This window comes from Desulfoluna butyratoxydans, from assembly GCF_900699765.1.
In the GTDB taxonomy this organism is placed as follows: domain Bacteria; phylum Desulfobacterota; class Desulfobacteria; order Desulfobacterales; family Desulfolunaceae; genus Desulfoluna; species Desulfoluna butyratoxydans.
In genome coordinates, this window is the sequence record NZ_CAADHO010000003.1 from 113523 (window position 1) to 134122 (window position 20600).

Below are 20600 nucleotides of genomic sequence, written 5' to 3' on the forward strand. Positions count from 1 at the left end.
ATTTCCAGCACCTGTTCCCCGGCTGAGCATGCCCGGTCCGGGCATGCCATATCGCCTTGCGGGCCTTTGTGGGCTCCGTCTTTTGTATCCCATGACCGCCACGGGAGAGATAAATTTTAAACATATGTTTGAAATGTACAGTTGATTTAAACGTCTGTTTGAATTATTCTGGGATAGAATCCAAAACATACCGGGATCTGGCGTGGTTGAAGAGAAGAACCAACACGGCCCCATGGCTGGATCTATCAGATAACTGGAAGACGTGGAACATCTGGAAGAGGCGGAAAGCCGGAAGAGGAGACGAGAGATGGCGGTGGAAGAGACCAAGACAAATATTCTGGACGCAGCGGAGTCGTTTTTTGCAGAGATGGGGTTTTACGGTACCTCCCTCAGGCAGATCACCGAGCGGGCCGGGGTCAATGTCGCGTCGGTGAATTACCACTTCGGCAGCAAGGAGAACCTCATGGACGCGGTCCTCCGCAGACGCCTGGAGCCCCTCAATGCCATTCGGATGGCCCGGCTGGACGCCGTTGAGGCCGAGGCCGCCGAGGCCGGTGAGCCTCCGTCGGTGCGGGCGGTGATGACGGCCCTCATCGAGCCCACCCTTCGGGCGGTGGTCCAGCCGGAGTTCGGCGGGTTTTCCATTATCATGAACCGGGTCTTCACCGAGCACAGGGGGGCCATGATGGAACGTGTGGGTCCGCTGATCGAGCCCCTCCTCAACCGGTACCTTAAGGCCCTTGGCGAGGCCCTTCCGAATCTGCCCAAAGAGGAGGTTGTCTTAAGGTTTCGGATGTCCCTTGGGGCCATGCAGCACGCGATTCACGCGGTGCGCGGGTACCTGACGGACTCCTGCCCGAGGGCGCTGACCACGGCCATGCCCGAAGAGACGGTGGTGAATTCCCTCATCGATTACATTACACGGGGTATGGAGGACACATGAAACGAGGTTGGTTAATCGTTCTGGCCCTTGGCCTGGGGGCCTTTTCAGGCTGCTCCGTCCATGACCGGACAGCACCCGGGGCCATGGCCGAGCAGGCCGTGGATTTGCGGGAGGCAGGGGACACGACCCTGCGCCCGGAGGTGGACTGGTGGCTTTTTCTGGAAGACGACACGTTGAACACGCTGGTGGAGACGGCCCTGGAGGAGAACCCCACCCTGGACCGGGCCGCGGCCAACGTGAGAAAGGCTGAGGCGCTGCTTGGGGCGCAAAAGGCTGCGGATCTCCCAGGGGTCAACCTCACCGGTTCTGCCGGTCGGGCTCGAACCGAAGGGTTCATGGCCGGGATTTCCAACTCCTGGAACCTGTCGGCCGCAGCTTCCTACGAGCTGGACCTCTGGGGCGGCAGGCAGGCCCTTGAAAACCAGCGGGCCCTGGACCGGGAAGCCTCCCTTGCCTCCCTTTCCGAAGCCCTTGTGACCGTGTCGGCCCAGGTGGCGGACACCTGGTACCTTCGCCTCGAACGGCAGGTCCAGCTGGATCTGTCCGAAGAGCGGGTGGCCATGCGCCGTGAGCTTCTGGAGATGATTGAGTGGCGTTACGGCCAGGGCACGGCCACGGCGCGGGATGTCTACGACACCCGCACCGAGCTGGCCGTGGATGAGGTGACCCTTGCCAGGTACCGTACTGACGTGGCCGTGGCCGATCACGCCCTGTCTGCCCTGCTCAACCGCAAGCCCGGCGGCCTGGAGGCCGTTATCCCCGGCATTTCGGGCAAGCCCCTTCCCACCATGGCCCCCCTGTCCCAGGAACCCCTCTCATCGCGGCTGATCCTCGGGCGCCCCGACATGGTCCGCGCCATGCTGGATGTGATGAAGGCCGATGAGGCCGTTGCCGTCTCCCTGGCGGACCGGTTTCCCACCTTCAGCCTCACAGCCGGTTACGGCAGGGCCGGCGACGGCTGGGAAGCCGGGTCCAACAGCGGGACGGTGTGGAACATCGGCGGAGAACTCCTGGCCCCCCTCATCGACTGGGGACGACGAAAATCCCTGGTGGAGGCCGACAGGGCCGCCTTTGATGACGCCGTGGCCCGGTATCGCACCACGGCCCTAACCGCCTTCACCGAAGCGGCGGACGCCCTCACCCGGTGCCGCAACGGCGAGCGGGAAGACGCCCGCCTCAAGGAGTCCCTGGATGCTTCGTCGGCCACCACGGCCTACGTGACCAGCCGGTACCTGGAAGGCGCCTCAGATTACCTGACCCTGATGATCGCGCGCATTGCGGAAAATGAAGCCCGGAGCCGCCTGGCAACCAGCCGGCGCCTTCTCCTGTCCAACCGCATCGGCCTGGCCCGTGCCCTGGGAGGGTCTTTCAGCGACACATGGGTCGAGACGTATGTGACGACACACAGAGAAACGGAGTAATGAGTCATGGAAGATGAATGGCGGTCGAGCAAGGAGAGAACCATGGGACAGAACTGGCGCCCGCGGATGAAATGGATCCTCCCCCTGGTGATTCTGGTGGCGGGGGTTCTGGTGATGCGTGTGATGATCCACCTGAAACGGGCGCCGGAGAGGACCGCGGCCGAAGAGCGGGGCCAGCTGGTGGAGACCGTGCCCGTGGCCCGGGCCGATGGGCGGGCGCGTATCGTGACCCAGGGCACGGTGGTGCCCTTTCAGCAGATGGACGTGGTGCCCAGGGTGTCGGGGTATGTGGTGGCGGATCACATGGAAGTGGGCAAGTCCTTTGCCGCAGGCGAGGTCCTGTTCACCCTGGATGATGAAGATTATCGCCTGGCCTCAATCAAGGCGGAATCCCAGGTGGCCCAGGCCGCACTGGCCCTGGCCGAGGTGCGCTCCAAGGCCCGGTCCGCCAAGCTGGAGTGGGAGCGGATGCCGGGCCGCGAAGGCATGACCCCTTCCCCCCTCTTGCTCTATGAACCGCAGCTGGCCTCTGCAAAAGCCCAGCTTGAAGGGGCAAAGGCCGATCTTGCGGCACGGCGCCTGGATATCGCGCGCTGCACGGTGAAGGCCCCCTTTGCCTGCCGGGTCCTCAGCGAAACCGTGGCCCCGGGCCAGTTTGTCTCCCAGGGCATGACCGTGGCGCGCCTTCTGGCTTCGGACCGCATGGACGTGGTGGTGCCGGTGACGGCCGAAGAGCTGGCCTGGGTGGACCCGGAGCAACACGAGGTCCGGGTGAGCCTGACGGCGGGCAAAGAGCAGGTCCTTCGCACCGGACGCCTGGTGAGGCGCCTGGCCGATGTGGACCCGGACGGCCGCATGGCACGGCTCCTGGTGAGGGTGGAGGAACCTTTCAAGGATGAGGTGGCCGCCATGGTCCCCGAGATGTACGTGGGCGTGGAGCTGACGGGCAGGCCCATTGACTCCGGTTTTTCCATTCCCCTTGAAGCCCTGGTGGACGGCAAATGGGTCTATGTCCTTACCCCGGAAAACACCCTGTCCGTGCGGGAGGTGACCGTGGTGTGGCGCCGCAAAGCCCGGGCTATTGTCACAGGTCCCCTTGCCGAAGGCGAGGCCGCCATTACCTCCGGGGTGGCCGGAGCCGCCCCGGGCATGAAGCTGAGGCAGTGGCAGGCAGCGCCCTGATCGGGGTGGCCTATAAAAAAAGCCTCCGGCGGCCCTGCCGGGGGCCAAACTTTTAAAAAGTTTGACAAACAGGTCTTGTGAGCGTCTCGGATCCGCCGAACGTTATCGGTAAGCCAACTGTTTCAAACGCATCGGACACATATCGAAACGTTTCTGCGGAGCTTTTGTCAAAAAGCGACTCACCGGAGTTATTCCGGTTAAAGTCAAGCGAATTGCAAATGCCCTTCATCGTGATTCCAGAAGGATGAAATAGGCCTTTTCAGCATAAGCGGTTGCCCATGTCATGGATCATGTGAATGCTCTTGTGAGCAAGCGTATAACAGCAACCTCCATGCATTCGCCATAGGGTTTCAAGGTGCCCCCACCTTGTCGCCGGAGGCATCCAAGTTAAAGATGCCTCCGGCGGCCCTGCCGGGGGCCAAACTTTTGAAAAGTTTGACAAACAGGTTTAGCTCAATTTCTTTAAAGCCTTGGCGGATGTCCTCACCCTGAGGAACGAAGGGAGAGGACATCCGCAACCTGGGGTCCAGGGGATCATCCCCTGGCCGCCGGAGGCCTGCTTTTTAAACCGACTTTAACCATAGAAGGCATGCTTTTTTCCAGCAATTTAGACGTAGAAGGCGATGTCAGGGCAAGTATTCAAACATATAACGTTGTGTGACCCTTAGGTGCCGAAATGAAAAAATGGATTGAATGGATGGCCAACAACCATGTGGCGGCCAACCTGTTGATGATGGTGTTTGTGGTGGGCGGTCTGATCAAGGGCCTGGGGGTGAAGCAGGAGGTGTTTCCCGAGATCGCCCTGGACAAGGTCCGGGTGGAGGTGGAGTACCTCGGGGCGGGCCCCGACGAGGTGGAAGAGGGCATCATCCTGAAGATCGAGGAGGCCATCTCCGGCATCGACGGCATTGACGAGCTCTCCTCCCAGGCTTTCGAGGGCCGGGGCAGCGTCATCGCCGAGCTGCGCACCGGGGTGGACCCCAACGTGGTGCTCCAGGATATCAAAAGCGAGGTGGACCGCATCACCACCTTCCCGGAAGACGCGGAGCAGCCCATTGTCAGTAAAATCTTGAACCTTCAGGAGACGGTGTCCGTGGTGGTCTACGGTGACCTGCCCGAACGGACCCTGAGGGAGCGGGCCGAGATGGTGAGAAACCAGCTCCTGGATCACCCCAAGATCACCCAGGTGGAGCTGGGCGGGGTGCGGCCCTACGAGGTGACCGTGGAGGTGACGGAGGAGAACCTGAGGCGTTACGGCCTCACCATGGAGACCGTGGCCGCGGCAGTGCGCCAGGCCTCCCTGGACCTGCCCGGGGGCACCATCAAGACCCGCAGCGGAGAGATCCTGCTGCGCACCAAGGAGAAACGCTACAAGGCGGCTGAGTACGCCGATATCGTCATTGTCCGGGGAGGCAACGGGGCCACGGTGAGGCTGGGAGACATTGCCGTTCTCACCGATGGCTTTGAAGACACGGGCACCTACGCCCGCTTTGACGGCAAGCCCGCGGCCATGATCAACGTCTTTCGGGTGGGCGACCAGAAACCCACGGAGATCTCCGACATCGTGCTGGCCTACGTGGACGAGCTCAACGCCCAGTGGCCGGACTCGGTGCGCGCGGCCGTGTGGAACGACACCAGCGAGCTCCTGGAGAGCCGCCTTAACCTTCTGAAGAAAAACGCCCTTCTGGGCCTGTGCCTGGTGATCATCGTGCTGGGGCTCTTTCTGGAGCTGCGCCTGGCCCTCTGGGTGATGCTGGGGATCCCCATTTCCTTTATGGGCGCCTTGATGCTCATGCCCTCCTTTGACGTCTCCATCAACATGATCTCCCTGTTCGCCTTTATCCTGGCCCTGGGGATCGTGGTGGACGACGCCATCGTGGTGGGGGAGAATATTTTTGCCCATCGCGAAAAGGGAAAACCCTTTCTGCAGGCCGCCATCGACGGAGCCGCCGAGATGTCGGTGCCCGTGACCTTCTCCATCCTCACCACCGTGGCCGCCTTTCTGCCCATCGCCTTTGTGGCCGGGACCATGGGAAAGTTCATGGTGGCGGTGCCCATCGTGGTGATTTCTCTTCTTCTGGTCTCCCTTGTGGAGAGCCTCTTCGTGCTTCCCGCCCACCTGAGCGGGGGCTCGGCCAAACCCCTTTCCGGTCCGGTATTGGGGCGCATCGATGCGGTACGGGTCCACTTCGGGGAGCGGCTGGAGCGCTTTGTGGCCGGTCCCTACAAACGCACCCTGGACCTGGCCCTTGCGTATCGATACACCACCTTTGCCATCGGCATCGCCCTGCTTTTGATGAGCGTGGGGCTGGTCCGGTCCGGCCTCATCAAGTTTACCTTCATGCCCGAGGTGGAAGGTGAGCGCATCACCGCGGCCCTGCAGATGCCCGTGGGAACCACCCTGGAAGCCACGGGCCGCCAGACCGACATGCTCATCGAAACGGCCATGGCGGCCGTGGCCGAGATGGACTCACATCACGCGGAAGAACCCACCATCTTTCGTCATGTCTACGCCATCGTGGGCGGGGCCATGGCGGCCACGGGGCCTGGAAACGACGGCGAGGGCGCCGCGTCCTCAACAAACATCGCCCAGGTGGCCCTGTTCCTGACCCGGGCCGAAGAGCGCTCGGTGCCCATCAGCGATGTCAAGGCCCTGTGGCGGAAAAAGGTGGGGGAGATCCCCGGCGCCGATTCCCTGACCTTTACCACGGACCTGGTGCAGATGGGCGCCGACATCGACGTGGAGCTGCGGCACGTGGACTACCGGGTGCTGGAGGCCGCCGCCGAGGAGGTGAAAGCCTACGTGGCGGGCTACCCCGGTGTCACCGACATTGAGGACAACTTCTCCCCGGGCAAGGGAGAGATCAAGTTCACCCTCACGGATGAGGCGAAAACCCTGGGCATCACCGAGGCGGATTTTGCCCGGCAGGTGCGGGGCGCTTTTTTCGGCAGCGAAGCGTTGCGCCTGCAGATCGGCCGCAACGAGGTGAAGGTGAAGATCCGATACCCCGAAGGGGACCGCAGGCTCATGCAGACCCTCACCGCCATGCGCATCCGCACCCCCGGTGGCGGGGAGATCCCCATTGCAAGGGCCGCCCGGTTTGACCGGGGCCGGGGCTATTCCACCATCACCCGGAACAACCGCAAGCGGGTGGTCAACGTTACGGCCACGGTGAACGCCAAAGAGGGCAACGCAGGGGAGATCAACGCCGATATCCGGGAGAAGCTGCTCCCGGGCCTCATGGCTACCTACGACGGCCTCTCCTACGGGTTTGCTGGGGAGGAAAAAGAGAAACGCGAGTCCCTGGGGAGCCTGAAAGAGGGCTACCTCCTGGCCCTGTTTGCCATTTACGCTCTCTTGGCCATCCCCTTTAAAAGCTACGGCCAGCCCGTGATCATCATGTTCGCCATTCCCTTCGGCATTGTGGGGGCCATCTTCGGCCATCTTCTCATGGGCTACAATTTGAGCATGCTGAGCCTCTTCGGCGTCATTGCTCTTTCCGGGGTGGTGGTCAACGACTCTTTGCTTATGATCGACCGCATCAACACCAACCGGGCCAGGGGCATGACCATCCTCGAAGGGACCCGTGAGGCCGGGCAGCGACGGTTCCGTCCCATTCTCCTGACCTCGCTCACCACCTTTTTCGGCCTGGTTCCCATGATCCTGGAGACCAGCGTTCAGGCCCAGTTTCTCATCCCCATGGCCATCAGCCTGGGCTTTGGTATTCTCTTTGCCACCCTCATCACCCTGCTTCTCATCCCGGCCCTCTACATGATCCTGGAGGATGCCAAAAGGGCCATGGGCTGGGGCGGTGAGGTTCGTCGAGGCGATATACCGTCTTGATGGGGTCTGTGCGACGATATGTCGTCTTTGTATCCGCAACCGGGGGCGCTGTGGTGCCCTCCGGTTGACCGGTTCTTATCCTCCCTTGTTGTTTCTTTGTCGCTCGGATTATACTGCCTGAACAGAAGGTTGTCTCACCTGGCCCTACGGCGGGTCGTCGAGGCGATTTCCCTTTTTTCGTGCCTGGAACAGATTCTGCACAGTTGCGAAGGCAGTCTCGGTTGGTATGCCGACACACGTAAACGATTCGATAAACCGCTAAATCCTGGTTACTGCTCAGTTCGTAAAAAGTTGCCCCCGGCAGCCGGATGCTTGTTTTTTACCCATGGTAACCAGAGGCGGCATTTTTTCATCAAATTCAACCTTTCACCTGCATTGAAGGAGCAACCATGGATGCAAAGGGGCTTGTTGAGAAACAAAGGGAGTACTTCAACACAAACGCGACCAAGGACCCGGCCTTTCGGGTGGGGCAGCTCAAAAAACTCAAGGCGTTGCTCAAGGCCAACGAAGCAAGACTTAATGCGGCCATTTACGAGGATTTCGGCAAGTCCGAGTTTGAAACCTACCTCACCGAACTCTCCCAGATTTACCATGAGATCGACATGTTCGTGAAAAAGGTGCCCCGATGGAGCAGGAGAAAAAGGGTGCCGGGGAGCCTGGCCAATGTGCCGTCCAGAAGTTACATTCTGCCGGAGCCCCTGGGCACCACCCTTGTCATCGGGGCGTGGAATTACCCGTACAACCTCTCCCTGATCCCGGCGCTTTCTGCCCTGGCCGCAGGGAATACCGTGATCCTTAAGCCCAGCGAGCTGCCCGCCCGAACCTCACAGATCATGGCCGAGATCATCAACCAGGGGTTTTCCGATGCCTATTTCCATGTGGTGGAGGGCGGGGTGGAAGAGACCACCGAGCTGCTGGAGAACGCCTTTGACAAAGTCTTTTTCACGGGGAGCATCCCGGTGGGGCGCATCATCTACCAGAAGGCTGCCAGACACCTCACCCCCGTGACCCTGGAGCTTGGGGGCAAGAGCCCCACCTTTGTGCTCTCCGGCTGCGACATCCGGGTGGCGGCCCGGCGCATTGCCTGGGCCAAGTTCCTCAACGCCGGGCAGACCTGCATTGCCCCGGACTACGTGCTGGTGGAAAAAGAGGTGGAGGCGCCCCTGCTTGCCGCCCTGAAAGAAGAGATACAAACCCGCTATGCCCCCGGAGAGACCCTCCGGGAGAACTACGTGCAGATCATCAACGAGAGAAACCTGGAAAGGCTTGCCGCCCTCATCGACCCGGCCAAGGTGCACCACGGCGGGGAGGTGGACAGGGATACCCGGACCATCAGCCCCACCCTCATGAACGGGGTAAACTTCGAGGATCCGGTCATGGAAGATGAGCTCTTCGGCCCCGTGTTGCCGGTCATCGCCTTTTCCGATCTGGACGAGGCCATCGGCAAGGTCAAGGAGCGGTCCAAGCCCCTGGCCTGCTACGTCTATGCAAAGGACAGGGTGCGGATCCGCAAGATCCTCCGTGAGGTCTCCTTCGGAGGCGGGGCGGTGAACGACTCCCTGATGCACCTGAGCAACCCCAACCTGCCCTTTGGCGGAGTGGGGGCCAGCGGCATGGGCAACTACCACGGCAAAGCAGGCTTTCGGGCCTTTACCCACTACAAAAGCATCCTGGACAAACCCACCTTTTTTGAGGCTCCCCTGAAGTACTGGCCCTACGCCCCCTGGAAGCTGAAGCTCATCAGGCGGATGTTCAACTGACCCCGGTGTCTATGGTTAAAGAAGGGGACAAGCTGGCCTCCGGCGGCCAGGTGGGGGCACCTGGAAACCCTGTGGCGAATGCATGGAGGCAGCCATCAAACATGCGTTTTCGGGGCATTCGCGTGGTGTGTGACATATGGCACCCGCTTACGCTGGAGAGGCCCATGTTATTCTTCTGGAAACACGATGAAGGGCATGGGGGATTCGCTTGACGTTAACCGGAATAACACCGGCGGGTTGCTTTTTGAGCAAAGCTTCGCAAAAATAAGAGGGACGAGGCTGTCGGAAACACATAATCACACAATGGCTCGCCAGAATACCGCTGGGATTTGACCCGAGGAACGAGGGGCAAAGCCCGGCGGTAATTTGCTTTCAAGGTGGCACACCTTGCCGCCGGAGGCTGTTTTTTGAGCTTTTATTTTTTTCTTGCAGCCCTATGCCCCATTGGGGCGCGTTCCCAAAAAACAAAACCTGTTTGTCGAACGTTTGGCCCTCGGCAGGGCTGTCGGAGGCAATGTTGAGCTGAAAAGTGACGGTGGGGGTGTATGCAGGAGCCAGTGAGTGATTCGGAGCGGTTTTCGTTTTTCAGGGAGTCCATTGGGTGCATCAGCGCGAGCCTGGACATGGACCAGGTCCTCAAGCGATTGCTGGTGTCCATGCAAGACCGGATACCCATGAACCGGCTTGTTCTGATCTACTTTGATTACCCGAAAAACTGCTTCAAGCGCCTGGGCTATGCCTCCTTGATGCATGAGACGTTCAACACCTTTCCGGAATACCTTCACATTGAACAGGGTGCGGAGTACGTGGAGGAGGCCTTCAAGCGCACCGAATCCGCCATTGTCATCGAGGACCCTGAGCGGGATCTTCTGGCCGGGGAGTATGTCCGCCATGCGGGCACAGCCGATGATTCCTTCATGGCGATCACCCTCATGCTCGACGGAGAGCGTATCGGCGCCCTCATCGCCGTTACCAGCGGCAGGCATCTCTTTACCTCCAGCCATCAGGACCTCTTCAGTCTCTTGAAGGAACCCATGGCCCTGGCCCTCTCCAACACCTTGCGGTACCAGGAAGTGCTCCACCTGAAAGAGCAGTATCGGTATGAAAAACATGAGCTGACAAAAAAAATGGGGAGTGCCGTGGAGGGGAGCGTCATCGGTGAAGAGGGGGGCCTGGGGCCGGTGATGGCGTCGGTGCGCAAGGTGGCGCCCCTGGACAGCTCCGTCCTTCTGTTGGGGGAGACCGGGGTGGGCAAAGAGGTGATCGCCAACGCGGTGCACGCATTGTCGCCGCGAAGCGCCAGCCCTTTTATCAAGATCGATTGCGGCACCATCCCTGAGACCCTCATTGAAAGCGAGCTGTTCGGTCACGAGAAGGGGGCCTTTACCGGTGCCGGGGAGCGAAAGCCCGGAAGTCTGGAGCTTGCCGACGGGGGCACCGTTTTTCTCGACGAGATCGGTGAGCTCTCCCTGACCGCCCAGGTCAAGCTCCTGCGCTTGCTTCAACATCGCGAGATCGTTAGGGTGGGCGGCCACAAGGTCATTGCCCTGGATCTGCGCATTGTCTGCGCCACCCACCGAAACCTCCAGGAGATGGTCCGCAAGGGGACCTTTCGGGAAGATCTCTGGTATCGCCTCAACGTCTTTCCCATCGGGATTCCCCCATTGAGGGAACGCAGGCAGGATATCCCCGCCCTTGTGGCCCACCTCATACGCAAGAAAGCCCGGGAGATGAACCTGGGCACGGCCCCTTTTCCCAACAACTTTGAACTCAGCGAGCTGGCGTCCTATGACTGGCCCGGCAATATCCGGGAACTGGAAAACATCCTGGAACGCTGGCTGATTCTGGGGTGCGGTTCCGTCTCCTTCCGTTCCCTCCTGAACCCTTCGGATGGCGCAGGTAAAGAGGCCTCGTCCCTTCTGTCGGTCTTTGACAGGGTCACCACCCCGGACCAGGTCCTTCCCCTTGCCACCATCGACCGACGGTACATCGAATCCGCCCTGAAAGCCTGCAACCATGTGGTGGGAGGCAAAGAAGGCGCGGCCGTGAGGCTCGGCCTTCCGCGGACCACCCTTCGGAGCCGCATGGAAAAACTGGGCATTCATCGCCGCCGGTGACCGCAATGGAATGAAGTTGATAATGCGTTGAAAAAAAGATAGCATCGGTGTCGGGTCCCGGTGGGGCCGCTCAAGGAGCGGCAGGGGGATTATTTACCTCCATATTTCATATTGAACACCATGCCTGGGTACAATCTGAAATATACCCATGCCCCTGCCAGTGCGCCGAGGCGCCTCACCGGGCCCCTCCAGTCCGGGCTCGCCCCCGAAGGCCGCGTGGCGGGCCTTCGGATTCTCCGCAGGTGCCCGGCTTATTTCTCTTCGAACAACCCCTTGCTCCCGTCAAAGACGATCTCCCCGTTGTACACTGTGGCCAGCACCGGGATTTCTCCGATGCGACGGGCCTCCACGGTGAGGATGTCTTCTCCCAGGATGCAGAAATCAGCCAGTTTTCCTACCTCGATGGACCCTTTCTCCTTTTCCATGTTGTCCTGCCAGGCGCCGTTCAGGGTGTAGGCACGGATCGCCTCTTCCCGCGTGATGCACTCCTCCGGGCCGCTGACCCTTCCGGATACCACGTTTTCACGAAGCACCGCTGCCTGGACGCCCTGGCGCCAGTTGGGCAGGGTGACCGGGGCATCGCAGCTGAAGGTGAGGACCAGGCCGCTCTGCTGGACCATGCGGGCTGGAAACTCCTTTGCCGCCCTTTCGGCGCCCACCACGGCAGGCTCGAAGTCGGAGATCATGGCGCCGATGGCAGGCTGCATGGATACCCCGCAGGGGTATTTGCTTAAAGCCCGGGTGGTTTCAGGGTCCATGAAGTCTCCGTGGATGAGCTGGTGCCTCACAGACACATCGGGATTGTTGTCACAGGCGTACATAAAGGCTTCGGCAGCGGCGTCCACGGCCCGGTCGCCCGTGGCGTGGATGCCTGCCATAAAGCCCTTGGAATGGACGTAGTTCACCATCTCCTTGAGGTTGTCCCGTTTGTCCTCTTCGGTGGCACCCGGGACCACGGAGGCTCCGTATCCTCCGGCCTCGTAGGGCTCCTTCATCCAGCTGGTGCCGGTGAGGGGGACCCCGTCTGCAAACATCTTGACGCCTGAAAATTGCAGCCTGAGCGGATCGGTGTCGTCGGGAATGGCAAAGGTGTCGAAGTTTTTTTTGATATCGTCAAGGGTCAGGGCCCCGTAGTCCCCCATGAGCAGGAGCACATTGGTGCGGACGGTGAGCTTGCCTTCAAGCAGCAGTTCCCGGTAGATCTCAACGAACTCGCCGCTCATGACGCCGAAGAGCATGGTTTCGCCCCCCGGGCCGATGGCCGCGTCCGTAAAGCTGGTGATGCCGTTTTTGTTGAGTTCATGAACGGCGGTGAGCACAGCCTGGCGCTTTTCCTCCCGGGTTAAAAGGGGAATGTGGGTGGAGACCATGGCAATGGCCGCCGGTTCCTTGAACAGGCCTGTGGGCTCTCCGGTGGCAGGGTCCCGCTCTATCTCCCCGGAGGGCGGTGCCGGGGTCTGGGCGGTGATGCCCGCAATCTCAAGGGCCTTGCTGTTCACCAGCAGGGTATGCCCGGAAAAGTCGTTGAACACCACGGGGTTGTCCGGTGAAACCGCGTCGATGTCCGATCTCCGGGGCATGCGGGACGGGTCGTTTTTGCACTCCTTCAGGGTCCCCACGTCCCAGCCGAACCCGCGGATCCATTCTCCGGCAGGGGTCTCGGCCACCTTGGCCTTGAGGGCGTCCACCATCTCCTCGATGGAGGTCACCGCAGGGGCTGTGAGGTCCAGGGCCAGGGGCGGCCGGGTGGCCCCAAAGTAGGGACCGTGCATGTGGGTGTCGTTGATGCCGGGCAGCATGGTGTGACCATGGAGGTCGAGAATCCGGGTGGCGGGTCCGATGTACGGGGTCATCTCTTCATTTGCGCCCACGGCGACGATGCGCCCTTCTGACACCGCCACGGCTTCCCGGATGCTGTTGTCGCTGTCGACGGTGATGATGTGTCCATTTTTGATAACCAGCTCTGCGGCCATGTGTCTTCTCCCTGTTGTGGGGCCGGGACAGGCTGCCCGACCGTTATCTGATGGCCTTCAGTCTATCGTGGGGCCCTGGGAAGTCCATATGGAAAGAGTGCAGAGAAAAGTAGGCACAGGGCTCTATATTCGGGCTAAGACTTGCCCTTTGGCCCCCATGGGATAACATGGGTGGGAACGGCAACAGGTGGCGACATATCGTCACGGCATAACGCACCTGGATGGAAGGAGAGAATCTGTGAAAGCAACGCATGGGAGAGCGCCGGTGTATGCGGAAAAGACAGCCAAAGACCTCATGGAAGCAGACATGCCGGTGGCGGCCTTGATGCTGGATCAGCGGTTTGCCCTGACAGGGTACAACCGGGGATATGCCGAGATACTCTCCCGCTACAACCTTGGGGCTCCCGAGGCGGGCAGGGGTGTCTTCTATTTTGACTGCGTTCCTGCATGCACGGAGCGGCTGAAACCCATGCTGGCACGCACCCTGGACCACGGACGCCCCATGGCCATGAGCAACGTGGCCCTGGAAGCCGACCTCGGGGACACAAAGGTGACGACCCTCTGGAATTCCTATCACGCCCCGGTTGTGGACGGCACAGGTCGGGTCAGCGGCGTGCTTGTCTTTATCCATGATGTGACCCCCAGGGCGGAAGCCGAGGCCCGGGTGCACGAGCTGGAGGCAGAGGTGGCCGAGCTGAAGTCGGCCCTGAGGACGGTAATGGCCTTGAAAGCAGAGGACAAGGCGCTTCTGGAAACCCGCCTGGCCGCCAATGTCACCCACCTTGTCCGCCATCCCCTGGAGGACCTGAAAGCCACGGGGCTCTCCTCACGCCAGCGCTCGCTCCTCGGTGCGGCCGAAGCCGGGTTGAACGAGTTTGCCTCCCCCTTTTCAGAGACCCTGGTTACCTCGGGGTGGAACCTCACGCCCCGGGAGACCCGCATCGCCCATCTCATCAAATCCGGTAAAAGCACCAAGGAGATCGCCGACCTGCTCTGCATCTCCGCCGGAAGCGTCAACACCCACCGGCACCACCTTCGGAAAAAACTGGGCCTGACCCACCGTGATATTTCGTTGAGGGCATTTCTCCAAACATGCAGCCGTTAACTTTTGGGCGCTTTTCAGGGGGGCGAAACCCCTTCATCCTGAAGAGATCGGTTGAGCTATCGAAAAGAGGCGGGGTTGTTGCAGTATTGATTCACGATGTTGGCAAATCTGCTCACGTCTTTTTGAGTGAGGGGCGCCGGACCCTTGGTGACCTCACCGCAATCACGGAAGCCCTGCATGAGGTTCCGCATGGCGAGAATGTCTTTGATGTTCTCGGCGGTGAAGCGCTCTCCCCGATGGTTGACGGCATGGGCCCCTTTGGTGATGACCCGGTCGGCAAGGGGGATGTCCGCTGTGATGACCAGCTCCCCTTTCTGCACCATGTCAACGATGCGGTGGTCGGCTTCATCGGCCCCGGACCCCACGAGGATGCTGGTGATGTGTTTTGACGGGCCCATGGTGATTCGCTTGTTTGCGATGACGATGGTGGGAAAGGCGAGGCGGTCCACGGCACGGAGCAGGACAGGTTTCAGGCGGTTGGGGAAGGCATCGCCGTCAATGTAAAGGGTCATGGGGGTGTCTCCTGGCAAAGGGCTGCGGGGCTGCTTTATGGAAGGGAAGGGGGATGTTGCCGTGCCGAAAGCCCCCTGGGGATTCAGCACGGCCACATGTGCTTTTAACGCTATGTTGAGATCAGCTCGCGCGACGCTGGCGACCGCCGCCGGAACGGCTGTGTCCGCCCTGGCGGTTGCTGCCGGAGTTGCTGCGGTTGCCGTTTCCGCCTGTCCTGCGGGCAGCCTGCTGGGGCCTTGCCCCGGAGCGTCCGGTGCGTGCAGGGCGCCTGCCTTTACGCTTGAGGATGGGCTCGGGCGCGATGGACGGGTCCGGCTCATAGCCCGGGATAACCTCGGTGGTGATCTTGCGCTTGAGGAGCCGCTGGATGTCGGAGAGCAGCTTGTTTTCATCCACGCACACCAGGGAGACGGCGTGGCCGTCCTGCCCGGCGCGGCCGGTGCGGCCGATGCGATGGACGTAGTCCTCGGGCACGTTGGGGAGCTCGTAGTTCACCACGTGGGGAAGCTGTTCGATGTCCAGGCCCCGGGCGGCGATGTCTGTTGCCACAAGGACCCTGACTTTTCCGTTTTTAAAATCGTTGAGGGCCCGGGTCCTGGCGTTCTGGGATTTGTTGCCGTGGATGGCGTCCGAGATCAACCCGTTGCGCTGAAGCTGTTTGCTGACCCAGTTGGCCCCATGCTTGGTACGGGTGAAGACCAGGACCTGGCTCCAGTTGTTGGCGCCGATCATGTGGGAGAGCAGCTCCAGCTTTCGGGTGCGATCCACAGGGTGGACCACCTGGGTCACACGCTCGGCGGCCGTGTTCTGCCGTGCCACCTGGATGGTGGAGGGGGCGTTGAGCAGGTCGCTGGAGAGCTTTTTGATCTCCTTGGAAAAGGTGGCCGAGAACAACAGGGTCTGGCGCTCTTTGGGGAGTTCGGTCATCACCTTGCGGATGTCGTGGATAAAGCCCATGTCCAGCATGCGGTCGGCTTCGTCCAGGACCAGGGTTTCCACCCTGCCGAGGTCAATGGTGCCCCGCTGCAGGTGGTCCAGGAGACGGCCCGGGGTGGCCACGACAATGTCCACGCCCCTTCTGAGCTTTGAAATCTGGGGGTTAATGCTCACGCCACCGAAAATCACGGCGGTGTGGCAGGATATGTATTTGCTGTAGTCGCGGATGCTGTCGCCGACCTGGGCGGCCAGCTCGCGTGTGGGAACCAGGACCAGGGCCCTGACCACGCGGCGTTTGCCCTTGATGGGGTTGGCCTGCATACGCTGGAGCATGGGCAGGGCAAAACCTGCGGTTTTACCGGTGCCGGTCTGGGCGCCGGCCAGGACATCATGGCCTTTGAGAACGAGAGGGATTGCCTGTTCCTGGATCGGGGTGGCCTGCTCATAGCCCTGATCCGCTATCGCGCGCAACAATTCGGCGGAAAGGCCGAGCTGTGAAAATAACATGGGGAAGAAAACTCCGGGATCACCCTGCCCCTGAGCCATGGATACATCGGCAGTCATGGGTCGGCCTGGGCCGGGCTTGTGTGTTGGACTCCGTGGGCCGCGGAACTGCGGGGCGGGAGTGGATGGCGCCGACCGAAGTGCGCCAAGGAGTGCGGACTATAACACCGGAAATCACGTCTGTCCACAGGTCAAGAGTCGGTGCAGGGCAAACGCATTTGGATTTTGCCTCCGGCGGCCCTGTCCGGGGTCAAACTTTTGAAAAGTTTGATAAACAGGTTTTGTTTTATGAGGATGCGTCCCTACACGGTATAGCCCCTCTTCTTTTTTTATTATCAAGGCGCTTATCTTCAGCCCCTGCGGGGCTGAAGATAAGCGCCTTGATTACCGGAACGTTTTTGCGGAGCTTTTTTCAAAAAGCGACCCGCCGGAGGCCGTGAAGTTAAATCAACACTGGGCAAGTGGCAATAAGCTTTCGAGGTGACTCACCTCGCCGCCGGAGGCAGGTTTTTCAATGTACTTTTACCATAGAAGGCAACTGAATGTTTCAATGCGCTGACCCTGTGTTGCAGGACTATACCCCTTGATTCTTGCTCATTGTTGGGGGTATGTCATTTAGGGACGGTTTGTCTACCGGATTTTTTTTAAATACACCATAAATCGAGAAAAGGGACACGTATGAAGCGGATAGCATGGGTTGTTTTTTGTGCTCTTTTTGTCGGGGCCACGGTTTCCGACGCAGCGGTGATCTACATGAAGAGCGGCCGGGAGATCCTCACCGATACGTACTACAAAGAAAACGGCATGGTCTATTACACCGTGGCGGGCCAGACCGTTGGCGTTCCGGAATCCACGGTGGAGCGGGTGGACGAGTCCGTCACCGACTCCGGTCCGGACCAGCGCCTCATTACCATTCGCATGCCCGGGTATGTGGAGGTGGCCTCTCCGGTTCAGGGCGTGGAAAACGGTCTGTATGAAGAGGTGGTGTCAGAAGGGGCCTGTCCTGTCTTCCGGAAGCTTTTCGGCACAGCGGGGCTTTACGGTCGGGACTGTGGCAGCGCAAAGGGAGAGTGGGTCCTGGCAAAGGGGGCCTCTGGGGCCCGGGGAACCGAGACCCTTGCCGTGTTGAGGCATGTGCCCAAGGGCCAGGGCCCGGAGTTTGACGGGGCCCACTGGACGGCGGCAAACGGCAGGGTGTGCCAGGTAACGGTCAAGGTCGTTGCGCCCCCCGCCACCACCAGTGAGAAGAAGCAGGTGCTGAAGTTCAACGGCTTTCCCAACGGGTTTTTCAACGGGATCTACAAACCCTGGGCCATCGTCAACGGCCGCATCGCCTACAAGATGACCAAGGCAAAGGACGAGGCCTTCATCGAACTCAGGGCCCACAGTGGGGATACGCCCTCCTATTACTGGGCCGTGAGCTTCGGCCACGACACCTATTATCACAGCGTTCCGTTTGATACCCCCGGGGGCCTTTTCCCCCATGAGGTGACGGTCTGGACCCACAAAGGCACGGACAACACCATCACCGGTGTGGTGGGGGAGGTGAGCACCGAACGGGAGCACACCTTCGAGTTTCGATAAAACCCAGCTTTATCGTGTCATGATGCAAAAAAGGCCCCCGGATCACCGGGGGCCTTTTTTTGTGCTGACTACATTGTGACCATTAATAATTGTCGGGCTTCAGCTCAAAGTGGGCCTGGGGGTGTGCGCAGGCCGGGCAGCTGGCCGGAGCCTCTTCGCCGGTGTGGATGTACCCGCAGTTGCGGCAGGCCCAGACCGTGCCGGCTTCGCGCTTGAAGACTTTTCCGGCCTCGATGTTGGCGGCCAGGGCGCGGTAGCGGTTTTCGTGGTGCTCTTCGGCAACGCAGATGTTTTCAAAGAGGGCGGCGATGGTCTCGAACCCCTCCTCCCTGGCCACCTTGGCGTAGCCGGGGTACATGCTGGTGAACTCTTCTTTTTCCCCTTCGGCTGCGGCCTTGAGGTTTTCCAAGGTGGTGCCGATGACCCCTGCCGGGAAACTCCACTTCACTTCCGCTTCCCCGCCTTCAAGGCACTTGAAGAATCGTTTGGCGTGTTCCTTTTCCTGGTTGGCGGTCTCTTCGAAGATGGCGGAGATCTGGACGTACCCCTCTTTTCTGGCCTGGGCTGCAAAGTAGGTGTAGCGGTTGCGGGCCTGGGACTCCCCTGCAAAGGAGGTGAGGAGGTTTTTTTCGGTCTGGGTTCCTTTCAGTGATGCCATTGTGTGTGTCTCCTTAAAAGAAAAGGTTGGGTCGTGACGACGCGGGCGACGTGTCCCGAGACGTTGGTTCATTTTACGATAAGGCCTTCTGGGGGCGACGTGCGCGGCATATGCCGGGGGGCTGCTTGGGCCTGATGGACCCGGGCACTGCCTGGCGGCTTTCATCGGACCGTGTGAACGGTCCGGGCACGAATGGATTTGATCCTACCAGAAAGCGTTGAGCGTGTCATAGTCAAAAGGCGGTTTTGTCGTCAGGGCAAACGCCTTTAGACATCGGTAAAATCAGATATATGATATGGAAGCGTGGCCTCCGGCAGGGCTCCCCGGAGGGCTGCCGGAGGCAGTGACGGACGGCGGCGTTATCGGCGTTGTTCGTCAAAGCCGATGATCTCCGATGCCATGCGTTCGGGCTCTTCCCAGGGGATCATGTGGCCTGTGGCCGGAATTTTTGCCAGGTGCGCGTCGGGGATAAGGCGGGCATACTCCTCACCCGCGGACAGGGGCACGAGCTTGTCCACTTCCCCCCAGATGCAGAGGGTCGGCAGGCTGATCCCGGTGGCGCGCCCGTCGAGGAAGTCCCGGAAGAGGCCGTCGCGGGTGGTTTGATTCAGGGTGGCCAGGTCCAGGGGGGTGTTGGTGTTGGTCAGGATGATGTCCCGGGTGCACTCCGGGTAGTCCGGACGCCCCGGGCCGGTCATGAAGAGCCGGTGGCTTCGGGCCAGGGCCTTTTCCGTGAGGAACCGGTTGATGACTTTCTGGGTCACAGGGGCCAGAGCCAGGCGGGCGTACCAGGGCAGGCGGTCCAGGACCTGCTTTAAGCCGATGGCACCGGCCAGGGTCAGGGTCTGGACCCGTTCCGGGGCTTGCAGGGCCATGCGGGCGGCGATTTCACCTCCCATGGAGTGCCCCACCAGGGTGAACCGCTCCACCCCGATTTCCGACAGCCAGGCCAGGAGCCTTTCCGCCTGTTTTTCCGGAAGGTAGGAGTCGTGCTCCTTGGATGAGAGGCCGTGGCCGGGAAGGTCCGGGGCCAGGACCCGGTATTTCTCTTTGAACAGGGGAATCATGGGTTTCCAGAAATAACCGGAGCAGGACCAGCCGTGGACCAGAACCAGGGGAGGGCCGTCCCCGGCTTCGATCCAGTGGATGCCGTGGTCATTGACCTCGCACGTCGTTGATCTGGCCTCCAAGTCACCCATGAGGGCCGTTTCCAGCGTCTCGGGGGCCAGCCCCCTGTGGCGCGTGACGAATTCGCCTGCAGCGTGCAGAACGTCTTTCATCTTTCTTTTCTCCTCTCTTTTCTCTCTTTCTTACGGGAACTCTTTATGCTTCGTATAAATCGCGCAGGTATTTATACGTGCTGTTTCTCTGCTTGTATGGCTTTTGATATCGGCTTGATATGCCGGTGGGAGTGTGGCGTGGGACCTCCCTGCTGTTTATGCTCACCTCCTTACCATATACCTGAGTCAGCAAAAGTCCAACCGGAATTGCGGAGAAGGGCAGAGCGCTTTTTTAAGGTAAGGGGCAGGCGCAGGAATCCCTTGGCGCTTTGGGGCGCCTCAGTGTTGTTGTCTCGGATTTCTCGGATTTCTCGGTGTTACGAGATGTGACCGAGATAGACCGGGGGGTCGGGGAGCTTGAAGGCTTTGAGGAATCCTTCCAGCTCTTCGGGGTGGAGGGTGAGCTTCTGGAGGGATTGCCTGGAGACCCACTCCACGGAGACCTGGTGGGGGTCCGGGGTGTGTCCCATGACGGGGTCGTAGGGTTCGTTGAGCTCGCAGAGAAAGGCAAACTCCACATGGTGCTGGGTGATCTCCGGGTCTTTGCGGGCCGGGTGGCTGTGTTCGTAGACTCCCAGGAGACCCAGGACGTTGACGGTGGCGGCCACCTCTTCGTGGACCTCCCGGACCACAGCCTCTTCCAGGGTCTCCCCGGCTTTCTGGCGCCCGCCGGGCAAGGTGTAGAGGGTATGGCCGTTGTCGTACTCCTTCATGAGCATCAGGATGTTCTGGCCGTCGGTGATGACGGCTTTGGCGATGTTTAACGAGATGATCATGGGG

At 60.5% G+C, this 20600-nt stretch carries 14 protein-coding genes; 8 read left to right on the forward strand and 6 right to left on the reverse strand.

Annotated features, from left to right (window positions below; all coding sequences use genetic code 11):
• Positions 1 to 262: 262 nt before the first annotated feature.
• The 6 genes from MSL71_RS09470 (at position 263) to MSL71_RS09495 (ending at position 11267) form a co-directional block, all read left to right on the forward strand.
• Positions 263 to 943, forward strand: coding sequence for a TetR/AcrR family transcriptional regulator (locus MSL71_RS09470; protein WP_180139411.1), 681 nt, complete (start codon positions 263 to 265; stop codon positions 941 to 943).
• A complete protein-coding gene (locus MSL71_RS09475; protein ID WP_180139414.1) occupies positions 940 to 2364 on the forward strand; it encodes an efflux transporter outer membrane subunit in 1425 nt (474 codons plus the stop codon). The genes MSL71_RS09470 and MSL71_RS09475 overlap by 4 nt, the downstream gene beginning before the upstream one ends.
• Before the next feature lie 42 nt (positions 2365 to 2406).
• Positions 2407 to 3546 carry an efflux RND transporter periplasmic adaptor subunit gene (locus MSL71_RS09480; protein ID WP_180139417.1) on the forward strand — a complete coding sequence of 380 codons (1140 nt, stop codon included), beginning with the start codon at positions 2407 to 2409 and terminating at the stop codon, positions 3544 to 3546.
• A gap of 676 nt (positions 3547 to 4222) precedes the next feature.
• Positions 4223 to 7390, forward strand: a complete 3168-nt coding sequence (locus MSL71_RS09485) for an efflux RND transporter permease subunit (RefSeq protein WP_180139420.1) — start codon at positions 4223 to 4225, stop codon at positions 7388 to 7390.
• A gap of 389 nt (positions 7391 to 7779) precedes the next feature.
• Complete coding sequence (locus MSL71_RS09490; RefSeq protein ID WP_180139423.1) at positions 7780 to 9150, forward strand: aldehyde dehydrogenase; 1371 nt, start codon at positions 7780 to 7782, stop codon at positions 9148 to 9150.
• Between the two features lie 545 nt (positions 9151 to 9695).
• Positions 9696 to 11267, forward strand: a complete 1572-nt coding sequence (locus tag MSL71_RS09495) for a sigma-54-dependent Fis family transcriptional regulator (RefSeq protein ID WP_180139426.1) — start codon at positions 9696 to 9698, stop codon at positions 11265 to 11267.
• A 251-nt stretch (positions 11268 to 11518) separates the two neighbouring features.
• Here MSL71_RS09495 and MSL71_RS09500 read toward each other — a convergent pair whose 3' ends face one another.
• A complete protein-coding gene (locus MSL71_RS09500) occupies positions 11519 to 13240 on the reverse strand; it encodes an amidohydrolase (protein ID WP_180139429.1) in 1722 nt (573 codons plus the stop codon).
• A gap of 238 nt (positions 13241 to 13478) precedes the next feature.
• Between MSL71_RS09500 and MSL71_RS09505 the strand changes: the two genes are divergently transcribed.
• Positions 13479 to 14345: a PAS and helix-turn-helix domain-containing protein gene (locus MSL71_RS09505; RefSeq protein WP_180139432.1), complete on the forward strand. Its 867-nt coding sequence runs from the start codon at positions 13479 to 13481 to the stop codon at positions 14343 to 14345.
• Between the two features lie 56 nt (positions 14346 to 14401).
• On the opposite strand, the gene MSL71_RS09510 is transcribed toward MSL71_RS09505, so the two are convergent.
• Both MSL71_RS09510 and MSL71_RS09515 read right to left on the reverse strand, forming a co-directional pair.
• A complete protein-coding gene (locus MSL71_RS09510; protein WP_180139435.1) occupies positions 14402 to 14857 on the reverse strand; it encodes a YaiI/YqxD family protein in 456 nt (151 codons plus the stop codon).
• Positions 14858 to 14978: 121 nt separating this feature from the next.
• Positions 14979 to 16301 (reverse strand): DEAD/DEAH box helicase, encoded by a 1323-nt coding sequence (locus MSL71_RS09515; RefSeq protein ID WP_180139438.1) that lies wholly within the window; start codon positions 16299 to 16301, stop codon positions 14979 to 14981.
• A 675-nt stretch (positions 16302 to 16976) separates the two neighbouring features.
• Between MSL71_RS09515 and MSL71_RS09520 the strand changes: the two genes are divergently transcribed.
• On the forward strand, positions 16977 to 17882 hold the full coding sequence (locus MSL71_RS09520; RefSeq protein WP_180139441.1) for a hypothetical protein: 906 nt from the start codon (positions 16977 to 16979) through the stop codon (positions 17880 to 17882).
• A gap of 82 nt (positions 17883 to 17964) precedes the next feature.
• Here MSL71_RS09520 and rbr read toward each other — a convergent pair whose 3' ends face one another.
• From rbr to MSL71_RS09535, 3 genes are all read right to left on the reverse strand, one after another.
• Positions 17965 to 18540, reverse strand: coding sequence for a rubrerythrin (gene rbr / locus MSL71_RS09525; RefSeq protein WP_180139444.1), 576 nt, complete (start codon positions 18538 to 18540; stop codon positions 17965 to 17967).
• Between the two features lie 359 nt (positions 18541 to 18899).
• Positions 18900 to 19820 carry an alpha/beta fold hydrolase gene (locus MSL71_RS09530; protein WP_180139447.1) on the reverse strand — a complete coding sequence of 307 codons (921 nt, stop codon included), beginning with the start codon at positions 19818 to 19820 and terminating at the stop codon, positions 18900 to 18902.
• Positions 19821 to 20137: 317 nt separating this feature from the next.
• Positions 20138 to 20596 (reverse strand): NUDIX domain-containing protein, encoded by a 459-nt coding sequence (locus MSL71_RS09535; RefSeq protein WP_180139450.1) that lies wholly within the window; start codon positions 20594 to 20596, stop codon positions 20138 to 20140.
• Positions 20597 to 20600 lie beyond the last annotated feature (4 nt).

Excerpts from the sequence above, each read along its gene's own strand:
- MSL71_RS09475 (WP_180139414.1), top strand. The coding sequence starts at position 940 with ATGAAACGAGGTTGGTTAATCGTTCTGGCCCTTGGCCTGGGGGCCTTT.
- MSL71_RS09480 (WP_180139417.1), top strand. The coding sequence starts at position 2,407 with ATGGGACAGAACTGGCGCCCGCGGATGAAATGGATCCTCCCCCTGGTG.
- MSL71_RS09485 (WP_180139420.1), top strand. The coding sequence starts at position 4,223 with ATGAAAAAATGGATTGAATGGATGGCCAACAACCATGTGGCGGCCAAC.
- MSL71_RS09490 (WP_180139423.1), top strand. The coding sequence starts at position 7,780 with ATGGATGCAAAGGGGCTTGTTGAGAAACAAAGGGAGTACTTCAACACA.
- MSL71_RS09495 (WP_180139426.1), top strand. The coding sequence starts at position 9,696 with ATGCAGGAGCCAGTGAGTGATTCGGAGCGGTTTTCGTTTTTCAGGGAG.
- MSL71_RS09500 (WP_180139429.1), bottom strand. The coding sequence starts at position 13,240 with ATGGCCGCAGAGCTGGTTATCAAAAATGGACACATCATCACCGTCGAC.
- MSL71_RS09510 (WP_180139435.1), bottom strand. The coding sequence starts at position 14,857 with ATGACCCTTTACATTGACGGCGATGCCTTCCCCAACCGCCTGAAACCT.
- MSL71_RS09515 (WP_180139438.1), bottom strand. The coding sequence starts at position 16,301 with ATGTTATTTTCACAGCTCGGCCTTTCCGCCGAATTGTTGCGCGCGATA.
- MSL71_RS09520 (WP_180139441.1), top strand. The coding sequence starts at position 16,977 with ATGAAGCGGATAGCATGGGTTGTTTTTTGTGCTCTTTTTGTCGGGGCC.
- rbr (WP_180139444.1), bottom strand. The coding sequence starts at position 18,540 with ATGGCATCACTGAAAGGAACCCAGACCGAAAAAAACCTCCTCACCTCC.
- MSL71_RS09530 (WP_180139447.1), bottom strand. The coding sequence starts at position 19,820 with ATGAAAGACGTTCTGCACGCTGCAGGCGAATTCGTCACGCGCCACAGG.
- MSL71_RS09535 (WP_180139450.1), bottom strand. The coding sequence starts at position 20,596 with ATGATCATCTCGTTAAACATCGCCAAAGCCGTCATCACCGACGGCCAG.